General features: G+C 39.7%; 11 protein-coding genes and 1 pseudogene. 6 read left to right on the forward strand and 6 right to left on the reverse strand.

Annotated features, from left to right (window positions below; translation table 11 throughout):
• Positions 1-100 precede the first annotated feature (100 nt).
• The 4 genes from I8751_RS12475 to I8751_RS12490 form a co-directional block, all read right to left on the reverse strand.
• Positions 101-625 (reverse strand): phosphate-starvation-inducible PsiE family protein, encoded by a 525-nt coding sequence (locus I8751_RS12475; RefSeq protein WP_214439477.1) that lies wholly within the window; start codon positions 623-625, stop codon positions 101-103.
• Positions 626-691: 66 nt separating this feature from the next.
• A complete protein-coding gene (locus I8751_RS12480) occupies positions 692-2,425 on the reverse strand; it encodes a diflavin flavoprotein (protein ID WP_214439478.1) in 1,734 nt (577 codons plus the stop codon).
• A 355-nt stretch (positions 2,426-2,780) separates the two neighbouring features.
• On the reverse strand, positions 2,781-3,620 hold the full coding sequence (gene ntrB / locus I8751_RS12485; RefSeq protein WP_214439479.1) for a nitrate ABC transporter permease: 840 nt from the start codon (positions 3,618-3,620) through the stop codon (positions 2,781-2,783).
• 59 nt (positions 3,621-3,679) lie between these two features.
• On the reverse strand, positions 3,680-5,062 hold the full coding sequence (locus I8751_RS12490; RefSeq protein WP_214439480.1) for a CmpA/NrtA family ABC transporter substrate-binding protein: 1,383 nt from the start codon (positions 5,060-5,062) through the stop codon (positions 3,680-3,682).
• 915 nt (positions 5,063-5,977) lie between these two features.
• Between I8751_RS12490 and I8751_RS12495 the strand changes: the two are divergent.
• From I8751_RS12495 to I8751_RS12515, 5 genes and pseudogenes are all read left to right on the forward strand, one after another.
• Positions 5,978-6,139 (forward strand): annotated as a pseudogene (locus tag I8751_RS12495) (IS4-like element ISSysp3 family transposase); the annotation flags it as partial.
• Between the two features lie 306 nt (positions 6,140-6,445).
• Entirely contained in the window at positions 6,446-8,305 is a 1,860-nt protein-coding gene (locus tag I8751_RS12500) for an NAD(P)H-quinone oxidoreductase subunit F (protein WP_214439481.1), read from the forward strand.
• Positions 8,306-8,348: 43 nt separating this feature from the next.
• A complete protein-coding gene (locus I8751_RS12505) occupies positions 8,349-9,851 on the forward strand; it encodes an NADH-quinone oxidoreductase subunit M (RefSeq protein ID WP_214439482.1) in 1,503 nt (500 codons plus the stop codon).
• Between the two features lie 163 nt (positions 9,852-10,014).
• On the forward strand, positions 10,015-10,596 hold the full coding sequence (locus I8751_RS12510) for a CDP-alcohol phosphatidyltransferase family protein (protein ID WP_214439483.1): 582 nt from the start codon (positions 10,015-10,017) through the stop codon (positions 10,594-10,596).
• Between the two features lie 20 nt (positions 10,597-10,616).
• Positions 10,617-11,930, forward strand: a complete 1,314-nt coding sequence (locus I8751_RS12515) for a CO2 hydration protein (protein WP_214439484.1) — start codon at positions 10,617-10,619, stop codon at positions 11,928-11,930.
• A gap of 56 nt (positions 11,931-11,986) precedes the next feature.
• On the opposite strand, the gene I8751_RS12520 is transcribed toward I8751_RS12515, so the two are convergent.
• On the reverse strand, positions 11,987-12,787 hold the full coding sequence (locus tag I8751_RS12520; protein ID WP_214439485.1) for an RMD1 family protein: 801 nt from the start codon (positions 12,785-12,787) through the stop codon (positions 11,987-11,989).
• A 203-nt stretch (positions 12,788-12,990) separates the two neighbouring features.
• Entirely contained in the window at positions 12,991-13,578 is a 588-nt protein-coding gene (locus tag I8751_RS12525; protein WP_214439486.1) for a Rid family hydrolase, read from the reverse strand.
• Positions 13,579-14,308: 730 nt separating this feature from the next.
• Between I8751_RS12525 and I8751_RS12530 the strand changes: the two genes are divergently transcribed.
• Positions 14,309-15,085, forward strand: coding sequence for a thioesterase II family protein (locus I8751_RS12530; RefSeq protein ID WP_214439487.1), 777 nt, complete (start codon positions 14,309-14,311; stop codon positions 15,083-15,085).
• The last annotated feature ends 165 nt before the right edge of the window (positions 15,086-15,250 follow it).

Raw genomic sequence — 15,250 nt, forward strand, 5'->3', positions numbered from 1 at the left:
GGGGCCCCCTTTGGGGATAAGGGGCAGGGTTAAAGGGTTTGTTTCTTCATCCTTTAACTTTTTCCATCTCTTGTTGCTTCTCCTGTGCTCTGTTTCTTCTTTATCTACTCCCTAATTGCCCATTGGCTTCGACTAATTCTGATTTGACTCGATTTTTATAGCGTTTAGATATTGCTTGTTCTGGATCAATGCCATCAAAGGTAGGAGGTAGCCAAACTCGGAGGATTAATAGTACTCCTAGCACTAATAAAAAGGCACAAGTTGCTAAAACTTGACTCCAACTTGTTTCTAGAACGCCTTTGACAATGACTTCTCGCAACGCGGAAACAATGGAAACTTCTACAGCTACCCCAATAGACACTCGATGTTCTTGGAGGTAAATAATCAGCAATCGAAATAATTCAACTAAAATCAGTAAAAAGAGAATATCGGCGGTAACAGCATTAAAATCTAGAGGCGGAAGCAAGGAGAGAAACATATCTCTCACCTGAAGCACCATGAAACTAAATAAACCGATACACAAACAAATCACAATCACATCTTGAATAAATTCCAAGGTTCGCACGACGCGCCCCCGATTTATTTCGTACATAGAAATTGGCGTATTTTCAGCAGGCTTATGCATGGCTGTATGTGAGGAGATTGGTAAGGAAGTGAGCAACTAACAACTAACAACTGACCACTGACCAATTTAATAATGATTGCCAATTTTGCGGTGATGGACGGCGGTTAGTGCATTTACCTGAGCAACTCGTCCAGTTTGGACGGTGCTATAAATCACCCAATGATCTCCACAATCCATACGGTTAGTGATTTCACATTCCATATAAGCCAGAGCTTCAGCTAAAATAGGAGACTCATTTGTAGCAGCAGGATATGTTTTGACTCCAGCAAAGCGATCTGCACCAGGAGCGAAACGCTTGAGGAAATGTTTCATTAATCCTTGATATCTGTCTTCTTCTAAGACGTTTAAAACAAAGCGATCGCCAACGTGCATCAAAGATTCAATTGCTCTGTCTTTGGCGACTGCGATCGCTACTCCTAAGGGGTTAAGACTTGCTTGTGTTACCCAAGAAGCCAGCATTGCACTTTGAATTTCTCCTTTTTTGGCGGTGATAATATACAATCCTGTGCTAATTCGCCCTAAAGATTTTTCTAACTCGCTATTAATAGATTTGATTTGTTTAATGGTGCGATCGCGATTCAACCATTGCCCCATATCTGTACCTGCTTCATCACAAAGTTGTTCTGTAACTTTGCTAGGAATGTCTTTAACTAAAATCGGGGGAAAGGCTTCAGTTAATCCCAGTTCTTGAAACTTATTGCGTAAGGGATAAACGGGTTCATCTTCTCCTCCTCCCGACTCTAGTAAGCCAATTGCTTGCTTATTGTGAGCAGCAGCTAAGATAGTGTTTAAAGCAGCTTGAGCTATCAGCGAAGATTGCGGAGGCATTCCAATCACTAAACCAGCGGCTTGGGCAACTAACTCTCGGACTTCTTGAGGCTCGGCACTATTAATATCTACTAATTCTACCGCCGTACCTGTTTTGGCAATGCCGTGTGCGATCGCTCTTACTAAACTTTCGCTATAACCGTAATCTTCAACATAAAATAAAGCCACTAATGTCTCTGTTTTGGCTTGCTCTAAACTCCAATTTTGATAGCGTCCAATCCATTCTGGAATATAGTGCTGTAGTAAAGGCCCATGCCCTGTGCCAACTGTTTTTATTTCTAATTTTTCAATTCGCTTTAAAGCTGCCAACACAGACCGCGCATTCGGCCCCATGAGGCACTCATAGTAATATTCAAAATCTTCTTCTATTGCCGTGAAATTTTCATCGTAAGTATGATCATCACAGTAATGCATTCCAAACACATCACAGGTGTAAAGAATACTAGTTTTATGGTCATAAGTAAAGATTGTGTCAGGCCAATGTAAGTTAGGTGCAGAAACAAACTCTAATTCGTGTCCATTACCCAAATCTAAGCGTTCTCCACTTTTTACCAGCATTGATTTAAAAGGCTGGTGAACCATATCTTCTAAAAATTTTATAGCTACCTTAGCACCAACAATGGTAATAGAAGGAGCTAATTGCAAAATATCTTTAACTAAGCCACTATGGTCTGGTTCGGTATGACTAATAATCAAGTAGTCTATCTTATTTGGGTCAATTAATCCTGTAAGTATTTCCAGATATAGCTGTTCAAACTTGCGATGGGAAGTATCAACTAAAGCTACTTTTTCACCCTGAATTAAAAAAGAATTATAAGTTGTTCCATTCCGTAAACCAAACTCGATATCAAAACGCTCTCTGTCCCAATCTAAGCAACGAATAGCAGTTGTTTGAGGAGCAATTTCTACAATTTCAATTGTCAAACGTCCTGGGTTGGGTATAACTTGAGTAGGCTGTGTGAGTGCGACCATTAGTTTTATCCAAAAAGATGTTATGTGGAGCGAGTCTTCTTACTTCTTATGTTTACTTGAAAAGTTCAATTAGTAAAATGCCAATTTCTGAAGCTATTGATTAATAATTTTTATAACTTATCGGATTGAATAATCATTGTAATTAATCAATGTTTATCATTAGTAATACCATTCATTTAAGCCAAAAAGCCTCGTGTAAAGACACAATTTCTCGTGCCTGATAAGATTTACAAAGTCAAATTTTGGCAATAAGTCTAATAAACACAGCTAAGACGGAATAATTTCGTATCAGCTATCAAAATAAGCTATGAAAGATGGAATGAGGAGCCAATAACTTAAAGCTCCTCACTTTGAACTACTTTTGTTCTGTGGGTAAAATCTTGTTTTGTAACCAACCCATGAATTTGTCTAGTAACAAACCCACTCCACCAATGTAGACTAGTGCCAAGATAATTTCGCTGATGTAATTGTTTTGGTAAGCATCCCAGATGAAGAAACCTATGCCTACAATACCTGACATCACAATTTCGGCAGCGATAATTGCCAACCAAGCTAAACCAATCGCAATTCTCAAACCTGTAAAAATGTAGGGTAAGGCAGCAGGAATGAGGATGTTAAAGAAATAGTCTTTCTTGGAAAGTTGGAGAACTTTAGCAACGTTGTTATAGTCTTGGGGGATTTCTTTGACACCTACAGCCGTGTTAATTAGAATCGGCCAAATTGCGGTAATAAAAATCACGAACAGTGCGGCGGGTTCGTTTTGTCTTAAAGCTGCCAAGGAAATAGGAACCCAAGCCAATGGTGGTACAGTTCGCAATAACTGAAACAGAGGATCTAAAGCTTTAGACATGGTTTTATTAATACCGATCGCAATGCCTAAAGCAATACCAACCACGGCAGCCAAAGAGTAACCAATAGCAACCCGTTGTAGACTAGCCCAAATCTGCCAAAATAATCCTTTATCAATGCCGCCTTTGTCATAAAAGGGATACAAAATCAAAATCCAAGTATCTTGTATAACCTTAATTGGCCCTGGTAATGTTGCGCCAGGAGTCCAAGAAAATAGTTGCCAGATAACTAGAAAAATTGCGATCGCAATAATCGGTGGAACAGCTTCAGAAAACTGTTTTTGAAATCGAGATATAAAGCTATTATCTAATTTAGGGGTTGCTGGTCTTCGTTGAGCGACTGTCATAACTTGTTTTTCCTAACTGATGAATCTTGTACAGATGCGATAAATTGTGTCTTCAATGACTAAACACTAACTTTCTTGATTTGCAGACTCTTGAGATATGCTTCTGGGTTTTGAGGGTCAAATTTTGCGCCATCAAAGAATTCTTCTACACCACGGGATGTATTTGTGGGAATATCAGCAGTTGCTATTCCTGCTTCTTTTGCAGCTTCTTTCCAAATATCTTCGCGGTTAACTTTATCGATTAATGCTTTAGCTTTGGCAGCATTATTCACGATGTAATCTTTGGGCAAAAATCCCCAGCGCACGCTTTCGGTGATAAACCACAAATCATGGCTCTTATAAGGATAAGAAACGCTACCTTTTTCATCTTTCCAATACAAAGCTGCCATCGATCTGTCATCAATTCTGCGACCTTCACCCATATCGTATTTACCCATAAATGGGTCAATCAAAACATCAACTGGCACATTAAAATAAGCCCGTTGTGCCAAAATGTTAGCCATTTCTTTACGATTATCAAAGTTATCGCACCATTGTTGAGCTTCCATAATGCCTTTTAACAGTGCTTTCGTAGCTTTGGGATTTTGGTCAACCCAGTCAGCCCTCATGGCTAGATATTCTTCGGGGTGATTTTTCCAAATTTCTGCTGTTAATGCAGCCATGAAGCCAATTTTGTCTTTAACGATGCGGAAAGGCCAAGGATCGCCAGTGCTAAAGCCATCCATTGTACCCGTTTTCATGTTGGCGACGGTTTGCGCTGATGGAACTGTGAGTAATTTCACGTCTGCATCAGGGTCAATACCACCAGCTGCTAACCAATAGCGAATCCAGAAATCTTGGTTAACGGCGGGGAAGGTTTGGGCGGCGGTGAAGGGTGTGGGCGAAGCTTTGAGTTTGGAGAATAAAGACTTGGCTCCCGCTAATTGTAAACCTATACCACTACCTTGGTGTTTGTTGGCGATCGCAATTCCATTCCCATGTGTAACTAATTGCGCCAAAACATACATGGGAATTTTTTGATTACCTTTGGTAATTAAACCTTCTGTAATTAAATGTGGCATTGGCATCTGCCATTGACCACCATCAATACCACCACCAGCTGAACCAATTTCGACATTATCTCGTGCTGCACCCCAAGAAGCTTGTTTAGCAAGCTCGACTTTCGTCATGCCATACTTAGCAAAAAAGCCTTTTTCTTTCGCAATAATTAGAGGTGCTGCTTCTACAATCGGGATATATCCCAAATTCACTGTTGTAGTTTCTGGTGTTTGTTCAGGAGTCAAATTGGCAACAGGTTGAGTAGTTGTTATTGCTTGCGAACTACCACCACTTAGATTTTCTGGGGGATTTCCTAAACAGCCTTTTAACAATACAGCACCAGCAGACGTTCCAACTGTTAAAATAAATTTACGGCGGGAAATTTGATTGAAAAAGTCTGACATAATATCTCCTCAAAAATGAATTTCGTTTCTTATTAGGCATGACAATTGACGCAAGCAGAATATAATTTCGCTTGGGACAATCTACAGATCATTTCGATCTTTTTTAAATAAAATCAAGTTAAATCCAGGCAATTGCCAATTTAAAAAGGCTAATAGGACTAACTGGATATAAAATCTGTTGGTTAAATTAGTTCGGCTTTAGGGCGTTGTTTGGAGATCACTCAATTCGTTGAAACTTAGTGTACAGGTTTTAAAGTAAAATTGGTTAGTTTTTAACTCCAATTCTTAAATAAATATTAGATTGATCCTATAAGTAAAAGTTTATGATTGTTCATCAAATTAACGAATGCTTGCAATACATCTGAGGTTATTGATGATAACTATTAACTTTCTATAATACTTGAGTCTTATAACGAGGATGTTTGAAAAGTTTTGGGCGAATATAATTCGCTACTCTCACTCACTCCCTCTCCGCAGGGCTGTTTCATTCCCTAAAAGGCGCTGATTTACAAGCGTTTCAAGCAAAAAAAACAGGTGACTAAAAAATCTGATTGGGCAAGAAAATGGTGAACGCACTTAAATTTGCTGGTTGAGGTGGTAGTTTTTCTTTTTCCCACTCAAGCAAATTTCTGATTCATACTCTTGACAAAATCTCTAAGAGATCGAATGAATCAGCCCTGCTCCCTCTCCGAAACGGAACTACGGTGTACACAGAAGTCTTAAAATCCTACCTAAAACTGGGTTTTGAACTATGCGATAAATCTCTCAAAGCGCGGTCATTGCGAGGAGGAACGACGAAGCAATCCCATTAACCCAACAATTTTTGCGATTACTTCGCTTCGCTCGTAATGACAGTTTATAGCTGCTTTAAACGCTGAAACCTATATGGAGAGTACTTGTGTGTACACCGTAGCTCTTGCTTGGGCAACTTGGATTATTGCTCGACTTGGTGGTTGGTCTGGTTACAAGTCTCAGAAACCTCCCGGTATTAATACTTTGGTTCGCGAGCTTGAGCAGTTTGAATCTACCTTTTTTGGCTGGAAACTCGCTCTAGGTAAACTTGTGTGTACACCGTAGCCGTACCGGAGAGGGGTTGGGGGAGAGGTCAAATAAGACTTGTCGAACTCACGTTAAACCAAATCTAATCCATAGATTAAATTCTATGATTAAACTTGTAGGGATTGATTATATAAGAATTAATTAGAATAAATATCATGTATTTATTTTGCCAAGTAATTCCTTTTTGGGAAATATAACGGTAAGCTGAAAATAATATTAAGCAAAAATAAAGGTTCTTTATCTACAATCATTGGCTGACTGGGAGCAAGTTTAAGTTAATTCCCGGCTTGGCCAATTTCTGTTACAAATCTAGAGGTTAATTTTATGGCTCAGTTTCTACTTGAGACTGTTTGGCTAGTTCCTTGCTATGCCTTAATAGGTGGAATTTTGGCAATTCCCTGGTCGCCGGGCATCATTCGCAGAACAGGGCCAAGGCCAGCAGGTTATGTAAATTTAGTAATGACATTTTTGGCATTAGCTCATAGTGTCTTAGCTTTACAATTAACCTTGAATCAACCACCCCACGAAGTATTTATTCCTTGGCTATCTACCGCAGGTTTAAACCTCACTATTACCTTAGATATTTCTTCGGTAAGTGTAGGTGCAATGGTGATCATAACTGGCTTAAATTTCCTAGCGCAAATTTTCGCGATAGGTTACATGGAAATGGATTGGGGCTGGGGAAGATTCTATTCTTTATTGGGATTATTTGAAGCGGGATTATGTGCTTTAGCTTTGTGCAATAATCTGTTTTTCAGTTATGTAATTTTGGAAGTTCTAACATTAGGAACCTATTTATTAGTGGGTTTATGGTTTAGTCAACCTTTGGTAGTAACTGGTGCAAGGGATGCTTTCTTAACCAAGCGGGTAGGAGACTTATTTTTGCTGATGGGAGTCTTAGGATTATGGACTTTATCAGGAACTTGGAATTATACAGAACTAGCAGATTGGGCAGCTAATACTCAAGTTGATCCGACGATGATAACATTAGTAGGTTTAGCACTAGTTGCCGGGCCGATGGGTAAATGCGCTCAATTTCCTTTGCATTTGTGGTTAGATGAAGCGATGGAAGGCCCTGTTCCTAGTACAATTTTGCGGAACTCGGTAGTAGTTGCTAGTGGTGCGTGGGTACTAATTAAATTACAACCTGTATTAACTTTATCGCCTGTAGTTTCGTCATTTATTGTAGCCATTGGTGCAGTGACTGCTATAGGCGCATCTTTAATTGCGATCGCTCAAATTGATATTAAACGCTGCTTATCTTATTCTGTTAGTGCTTACATGGGCTTAGTGTTCATTGCTGTAGGTGCACAACAAGATGATGCAGCCTTATTGTTGGTACTCACCCACGCTGTAGCAGCTGCATTATTAGTAATGAGTACCGGCGGTATTATCTGGAATGGCATCACCCAAGATGTAACTCTACTTGGCGGCTTATGGACACGTCGCCCCATGTCTGGGTTAGCTTTCATTGTTGGCATATTGGGGTTAATTGCTTTTCCCCCTTTAGGTAGCTTTTGGGCTTTGCTGAAATTAGCTGATGGACTGTGGGGAACTTCCCCCTGGTTGGTGGGAATTATCATCGCAATCAACGCCTTAACAGCCGTTAGTTTAACTAGAGAATTTTGCTTAATTTTCGGTGGTAAAGCCAAACAAATGAGTGAGCGATCGCCTGAAGTTCATTGGCCTATGGTACTACCCATGATGATATTACTTGGCTTTGTTCTGCATTTGCCTTTGGTATTACAAAGCTTATCATTACTACCCAATTGGGCAGATCTCAATAAAGATGTGGCACTATTACTCATTTGGTCGAGTATCTTTGGTTGCAGCATTAGCGCCATTATTTATTTAGGCAACATTCCCAAGCCAGTCCGCCTACCTTGGAAACCTTTGCAAGACTTGTTAGCTTACGACTTCTACACACCCAAACTCTATCGCATGACAATCATTTTCAGCGTTGCCCAACTTTCCAAATTTGCTGATATGATTGACCGCTTTGTAGTTGATGGCATCGTGAATTTGCTGGGATTATTTTCGCTGCTAGGTGGCGAAGGTTTGAAATACAGTACTAATGGACAGACCCAGTTTTATGCCTTTACCGTGCTTTTAGGAGTAGGTGCTTTATGTGCATGGATAACTTGGCCATTCTGGGGATTACAGTTTTTAAGTCTAATTTTTTAAATCACCAAGAAAAATATTCACCGCCTTAGATTGTCAAATAGCTATGCTCAGTGTTTTAATTTGGATCCCAATTTTAAGTGCTATAGTTATCGGGTTTTTACCCGGTAAAGCCATCCCAGCGAGCCGCATTCGGTTAGTATGTTTAACCGTAGCAGGCATAGTTTTACTCTGGAATTTGTTTATTTTGTTGAAATTTGATATCAGCAATCCAGGAATGCAATTTACAGAGTATCTTCCTTGGAATGAAACATTAGGTTTGAGTTATCAACTAGGTGTTGATGGTTTATCAATTTTGATGTTGATCCTCAATAGTTTACTTACCTGGATTGCTATTTACAGCACTGACAAAGAAACCGAACGCCCACGACTTTTTTATTCTTTAATTTTATTCGTTAGTGGTGGCGTTGCTGGGGCTTTTTTAGCGGAAAACTTGTTGTTATTCTTCCTATTTTACGAACTGGAATTAATCCCCTTCTATTTATTAATTTCCATTTGGGGAGGCGAAAAACGGTCTTATGCCGGCATCAAGTTCTTAATTTATACTGCTGTTTCCGGCGCTTTGATTTTGGCAACCTTCCTAGGCATGGTATTCCTAACTGGTTCTACCAGCTTTGCCTTTGATGCCATATCTACACAAACTCTCTCGGCAGGTTTGCAATTCGTTCTGCTGATGGGAATCATCTTAGGCTTCGGGATTAAAATACCCTTAGTTCCTTTCCATACTTGGCTACCGGATGCTTATGTTGAAGCTTCCGCACCCATTGCCATTTTATTGGGTGGTGTGTTAGCGAAGTTGGGAACTTATGGACTATTGCGATTTGGCTTAGGTATGTTTCCTGATGCTTGGAGTGTAGTTGCACCAAACTTAGCAATTTGGGGGGCGATTAGTGCGATTTATGGGTCAGTAATTGCGATCGCTCAAAAAGATATCAAACGCATGGTAGCATACAGTTCCATTGGTCACATGGGTTATGTATTGCTCGCTAGCGCTTCTAGCACGGCTTTAGCACTGGTAGGTGCAGTAGCTCAAATGTTCAGCCACGGTTTAATTCTGGCAATTCTCTTTCATCTAGTCGGGGTGATAGAAGCGAAAGTTGGCACCCGTGAATTAGAAAAACTCAATGGCTTAATGAGTCCGATTCGCGGTTTACCTTTAATTAGCGCTCTACTAGTGCTTAGTGGGATGGCTAGCGCCGGGATTCCCGGTTTAACAGGATTTGTGGCGGAATTTATCGTGTTTCAAGGTAGTTTCTCAGCCTTTCCTTTGCCAACACTTTTATGTGTAGCATCTAGTGGGTTAACAGCAGTGTATTTCGTTATTCTCCTCAACCGCACCTGTTTTGGCAAGCTGGATAGTAATTCAGCTTACTACCCCAAAGTTTTATGGTCTGAAAAAATCCCTGCTTTAGTCTTGGCAGTTTTGATTATCTTTTTGGGTATACAACCCACTTGGTTAGTACGCTGGAGTGAACCCACAACAACAGCAATGGTGGCAACAATTACCCCTAGGGAAACAACCATAGTTTCTCAAGTTGTTTTGAAATAGTAAGTAAGTCGGTGAGAAAAAACCAAACTATGTAACGAGAAGTAAAACCTCTGTATTTGGCTCGTAGTAGCGCTTTAGCGCTAAAGCGCTACTATAAACAAATGCTAAATATTTGCGCCGACTTACTTAAACAAGAGGGTTACGCCTGAATGCAGGAGCAAAGATGAGTTTCAAATTAATTCCCAGTAGTCTGATACTATTTCGCTTTTTAATCTCTCCTTTCCTGCTGTGGGATGCTTGGGATGGCAAAACCAGTGTTTGGTTTATCGTTGGGTTTGTGCTGGCTTTTCTTTCAGATATATTGGATGGCATCATTGCCCGGAAACTGGGTGTTAGCACTGCCAATTTACGTCAGGCTGATAGCTGGGCTGATGTCTGCCTATTTAGCTCTATCTTTATAAGTGCATGGCTGGGGTATCAAGATATTTTAATGGCTTATCCAACACCATTGTTAATGGTTGTGATAGCTCAGCTGATTTGGTGGGTAATAAATTTAGTAAAATACGGTAAACCTGCTAGCTATCACACCTACTCAGCCAAACTCTGGGGAATTACTCTGTTTATTGCTATTATTTCCCTTTTCGGTTTTGATTATGCAGGCATAACTTTATGGCTGACTTGTATTGTCGGTACTATTCATAGCCTGGAAGAAATTTTAATGACGCTGATATTACCCGTTTGGACACATGATGTTTTGAGCATTTTTCATGCTTTCAAGTTACGTCAGCAATTACTAGAAACTTAAATAAAAATCCAGGAATAAATATGGTACAAACTCCAGAAAACCCTACCACTAAACTACCTCCTTCGCACCATGAATTTGCTGATATAATTCATCGCCTAGAAGCTGGTGGTTCGATGTTGCCAGATACCCCAGAAAACTTAATGCAAATTATCGGTCTTTATAAAGCTTATGCTGTGCCGATGGATTTCTACTGGCGCGACTTATTATATATTGCTGAACGAGTATTTTTAGATCCGTTTCCTTTCTTTAAATACTTCTTACCTCAAGAATATTTAGAACGGCATAATCACTACGCCGGTGATGATGCAGAATTAAGAGTTTGGCGTGGTGAAGCGACCGCCCATCCAGAACTTTTGGCATTTATGGAAAAGGGTGAAACCTTTAAAATGCCCAAGTTATTGCATCACTTATTTCATGACCGCATCAACATGGAGTTTGCTGAAGCCTGTATGCGGGCAATGCTTTGGCATAGAGGAATGGGTGGAAAATTTGACCCTTACTTAGACAGCGAAGAATATAAAGCCAACGCAGATAGGGCAATTAAAGCTTACTTCCAAGGCAACCCCATGATGTTGGCACTTTATAAACTATTCCCAGATATGTTTATAGAACAGTGCCGTCAGATGTCCTACTATTCTAATTTGGGACTATTCTGGGAAGTTATGGCTCCTGTATTCTTTGAAATGTCAGATTTGTATGATGAAGGAAAAATTACCACTGTCCCAGAAGCAATGGATTTTCTAGTAAATGGAATTTTTGCAGTTGCAAGTCGTCCTATTTATCATCATGTTTATATTCGTGGTGAATGTTATGAAATCGTCCCCAAATCTAAAGGCTTTGTCTGGCTTTATGAAGCTGCATTACCTTATGTAGAAGCTGTGTTTTATCGTACAGCTCCCTTTAGAGGTACAAAATCGTACAATGCCCAAGCAAGCCAAGTACCAACAGACCAAAAAGACTTCCACTATGGGATTCTCTATGCAGATGTTTTCCCAGTAGGTACTGCGGGTATTCCACCCACATTATTAATGCAAGATATGTTGCATTTTTTACCAGAATATCTTGTTGATTATTACAAGAATTATTGTCGAGGCGAAGAAGACATGTTGATTCAGTTGGGAATTAGTTTTCAACGGTCAATGTACAATGTCACCTCTGCTGTTATTCAAGCATTACGGACTGCGCTTTGTCATCCTTTAGATGACCCTAACCCTGAGCATTTACAAGCTAATAGAGACTTTTATGAGGCTCAGTTAAATCGCTTCACTCGTCCTGAATATGGTATTTGTGATGCTGCCCGTCTGAATGATATTCAAAGTCAGGATTATCGATAAAACTGATATTTGTAGCAAAGCGATCGCCAGACTCAAGAGTGCTGCTAAGATTTCCATTAGCGTTTGAAAATGATGTCGTATAGTGACAGCAGCACCTCTACCACAATCAAAATCACCACATACCACTCTACTCGTTGGCTGCTGCTATGCTGCATGAACTCCAGAACTGTTTGCGCGGTTCGAGAAATTAGCTCTAGCTTGCGTTCTAGGGCGTTGTGACGCTCACGGATTTCGTATTCATCTTCCAAACGTAAATATAAATTTTCTAGCTGTGGGGATTCCCAAAGCAACTCTGGCTTATCGATAATTTCTACTCGACCCACAATCTTATGCTGAACTAACAAACTAGTGCCTAGTTGACGTAGTAATTCTCGACTTTGGCTTCTACTCCTGTTTTTGCGCTGAAGGCTAGCTGCAAACGGTTCAATTTGATCAAATACAGTGGCTATACTAATTTCGTAATGAGACAACACAACACTCTTAGCGAGTATATCAGCTACTATCTGCAAGCGTTCAATACTAAATTCATGCAGCAGAATTTTTCCTTCCTTGACTCGCTCAGTTTGTATCACGTTGAGCTGAATTTCTACTTCTTCCGTCTCTGGGTTGGCAAAAGATTCGCTAACTTGAGAGGAGAATTCGGTCAAAAAGGCTACCTTTTCTACAGGCTCAAGATTAAACAGGACAACTGCACCATAGCTCAGTAGCACTGCACAGCCGTGTTCACCTACTGTAACCATTAGTGGCATAGTTGCCAAACAGACGTAATTGTCCAATGTCTTTAGGTTAATTTCCTTACCAAGAAATAGGGCTTGCGCTTTAAAGCTATCTCTGTCATGAAAAAAGAGTTGTTGCATTGCTGCCCTATGTTCTGTCTGTTGATTTATGGAGTAATGATACTCACATCATAACAACCAAGGGAAAGCGTACCCAAAGCGATCAGATCGCTTTGGGTACGTGCGTTACTGTCCTCTTTAATTTCTGCAAACCGCAGGGTAGCAAATGCTGTTCAGACTTCTAGTCTTAGGGCATTATTGGATACATGCAACAGGTCTAGTGATTAAAAAGGATATGTTGGAGCCATTCCTCTATCCGGTTTTTCTGGAATCGCGGCATAAGCGTCAATTTCAAATAACATGCCGTCTAGTGCAAGCCTAGGAACAGGAATAAGGGTATTTGCTGGTGGTTTATTCCCCCATAAATTCCCAATTTCGCGTCCTAGCGGAATCAATTTAGTTTGGTTATAATCCACTATAAGAACAGTAGTTTTTGCTACATCTTGGGGTCTCGCTCCAACGGCTTCTAAGGCAAAACGGAGGTTCTGAAAAGCCCGTACTAACTGCTCTTCAAAGTCATTGGAGACAAGATTTCCTTGTAAATCGGAACCAAATTGACCAGATATATAGACGGTTCTTGTCCTGGCTGGTGTAACAGCTATATGACTATAGCCATTTTGGGTTGCATTATATAACGTTGGTGGGTTCACCAATTTCAACTCTTCGTGATTTTGAGCGCTCGCTTGTTGTTGTGTTCCTCCCACCACAAGGGCGGTACCTAGCCCACTACCCCCAAGCCACAAAAGCGCATTTCGTCGTGAGAATTTGGCTGCTATTAAATTTACAGCACTGGTAATACGTCTAGTCGTCATTAAGCCTCCTTAAAGATGAGTTCTCTATTTTTACTCATATCTAGCTCTATTATGTATCTATGTAGCATAAAAAAGCACTATTGTAAAAATATGTTTAAGTGTACTTACGTAATTATATCTCGTACAAAGTGATTTTTTTGGGAATTTGATACAGCCCAAATCCAGTATTATCAAGGATTTCCACTTCTTTTTTTGCCATTAGCCTCATTCCATTTGCCAAGTATTTTAATTTTTTGCATAAATATCTTATAAAAAAGCGATAAGTCTAATAAGAGCAAACAAAAAAATTAGCTTTTAAGTTGTAAGCTGTTACTCATTAATGTAAGGAATTAAGAATGTTTAATAATTTTTAAGGTATTAAATTTTAATGATTTTATTATTAGCGATCGCTGTCTAATGTGAATTGCTAAAAGCTTAAAATCAATGTTTTTTATTAATTAAACTTGAGTTCGATGAAGCTCTCCCTCCCAGCCTCCCTTTCCGTTTCGGAGAGGGGTTGGGGGAGAGGTCAAATAAGACTTGTCGAACTCACGTTAATTAAGATGATGACAATATTTCCAGTAATGCCCAATAGGGCACAGCAATGCTGTGCCCCTACGAATGGTCTGTATTCTATGCAATTGAAAACCGCTATACTACGACCTTATTTTTGAAACAGATTTGGCGTGGTTTCACAAATAAATAGTGTCAGCATTTGTGAGAGAAATTTTTACATTACACACATAAATTTATGACAGCAAGATTAACTTATGACCCTTGGATTAGTTGCCCACAGCCGAATCCCAAAGCTCAACTTCGCCTATTTTGTTTTCCATGTGCGGGGGGTACAACCTCAACATACAGCACATGGACAAATAATTTACCAAAGGATGTAGAGGTTTATTTAGTCCAACTTCCTGGAAGAGGTCGTCGATTAGAAGAACCTTTATATACCAGTTTTTTACCTCTTGTTCAAACTTTAGCATCAACAATTAGACCTTATTTAAATATCCCATTTGCTTTTTTTGGTCATAGCATGGGTGCAACACTTGGCTTTGAAATAGCGCGTCTACTCCGTTATGAATATAATCTTAGCCCTGTTCACCTATTTGCTTGTTGTTGTCCTGCTCCCCAAAAACCAATTCTGAGGCCATTTATCCACAAAATGCCTGAAGCTAAATTCTTGGCAGAACTTTGCGATCGCTACAATGCAATACCACAGACAATTTTACAAAACAAACAACTTTTGCAACTTTTCATGCCTTGTTTGCGAGCAGATTTTACGATGCTAGAAACATACGTTTACAAAAATCAAATGCCACTCGACTGCCCAATCTCTGTATTTGGAGGTTTGCAGGATAAAGCAATTAAGGTTGATGCTTTAGAAGCTTGGCGTGAGCAGACTTGTAGTTCCTTCAACCTGCAAATGTTTCCTGGTGATCATTTCTTTTTGCAGAATTCTAAATCACTATTTTTGCAGTCATTATCTCAACATCTAGATCACGTGTTAGCTATCAACAATAATTAAACACTTGATACACACAAATACAGTTTACTAAATAGCTAACTCTATTGAAATAAAGTGTACAAAATCAATTTATTGCAAAAATGGCTATTCATCTTTTGCAATAAGAAAATTGCTGCACTGTAGTTATACCATGCGCTAAAACCACGCAATTTCTACATTATCCTG

The sequence above is a fragment of the Atlanticothrix silvestris CENA357 genome (assembly GCF_016056295.1).
Classification (GTDB): Bacteria; Cyanobacteriota; Cyanobacteriia; order Cyanobacteriales; family Nostocaceae; genus Atlanticothrix; species Atlanticothrix silvestris.

Excerpts from the sequence above, each read along its gene's own strand:
- I8751_RS12500 (WP_214439481.1), top strand. The coding sequence starts at position 6,446 with ATGGCTCAGTTTCTACTTGAGACTGTTTGGCTAGTTCCTTGCTATGCC.
- I8751_RS12520 (WP_214439485.1), bottom strand. The coding sequence starts at position 12,787 with ATGCAACAACTCTTTTTTCATGACAGAGATAGCTTTAAAGCGCAAGCC.
- I8751_RS12490 (WP_214439480.1), bottom strand. The coding sequence starts at position 5,062 with ATGTCAGACTTTTTCAATCAAATTTCCCGCCGTAAATTTATTTTAACA.
- I8751_RS12480 (WP_214439478.1), bottom strand. The coding sequence starts at position 2,425 with ATGGTCGCACTCACACAGCCTACTCAAGTTATACCCAACCCAGGACGT.
- I8751_RS12525 (WP_214439486.1), bottom strand. The coding sequence starts at position 13,578 with ATGACGACTAGACGTATTACCAGTGCTGTAAATTTAATAGCAGCCAAA.
- I8751_RS12530 (WP_214439487.1), top strand. The coding sequence starts at position 14,309 with ATGACAGCAAGATTAACTTATGACCCTTGGATTAGTTGCCCACAGCCG.
- I8751_RS12475 (WP_214439477.1), bottom strand. The coding sequence starts at position 625 with ATGCATAAGCCTGCTGAAAATACGCCAATTTCTATGTACGAAATAAAT.
- I8751_RS12510 (WP_214439483.1), top strand. The coding sequence starts at position 10,015 with ATGAGTTTCAAATTAATTCCCAGTAGTCTGATACTATTTCGCTTTTTA.
- I8751_RS12515 (WP_214439484.1), top strand. The coding sequence starts at position 10,617 with ATGGTACAAACTCCAGAAAACCCTACCACTAAACTACCTCCTTCGCAC.
- ntrB (WP_214439479.1), bottom strand. The coding sequence starts at position 3,620 with ATGACAGTCGCTCAACGAAGACCAGCAACCCCTAAATTAGATAATAGC.
- I8751_RS12505 (WP_214439482.1), top strand. The coding sequence starts at position 8,349 with ATGCTCAGTGTTTTAATTTGGATCCCAATTTTAAGTGCTATAGTTATC.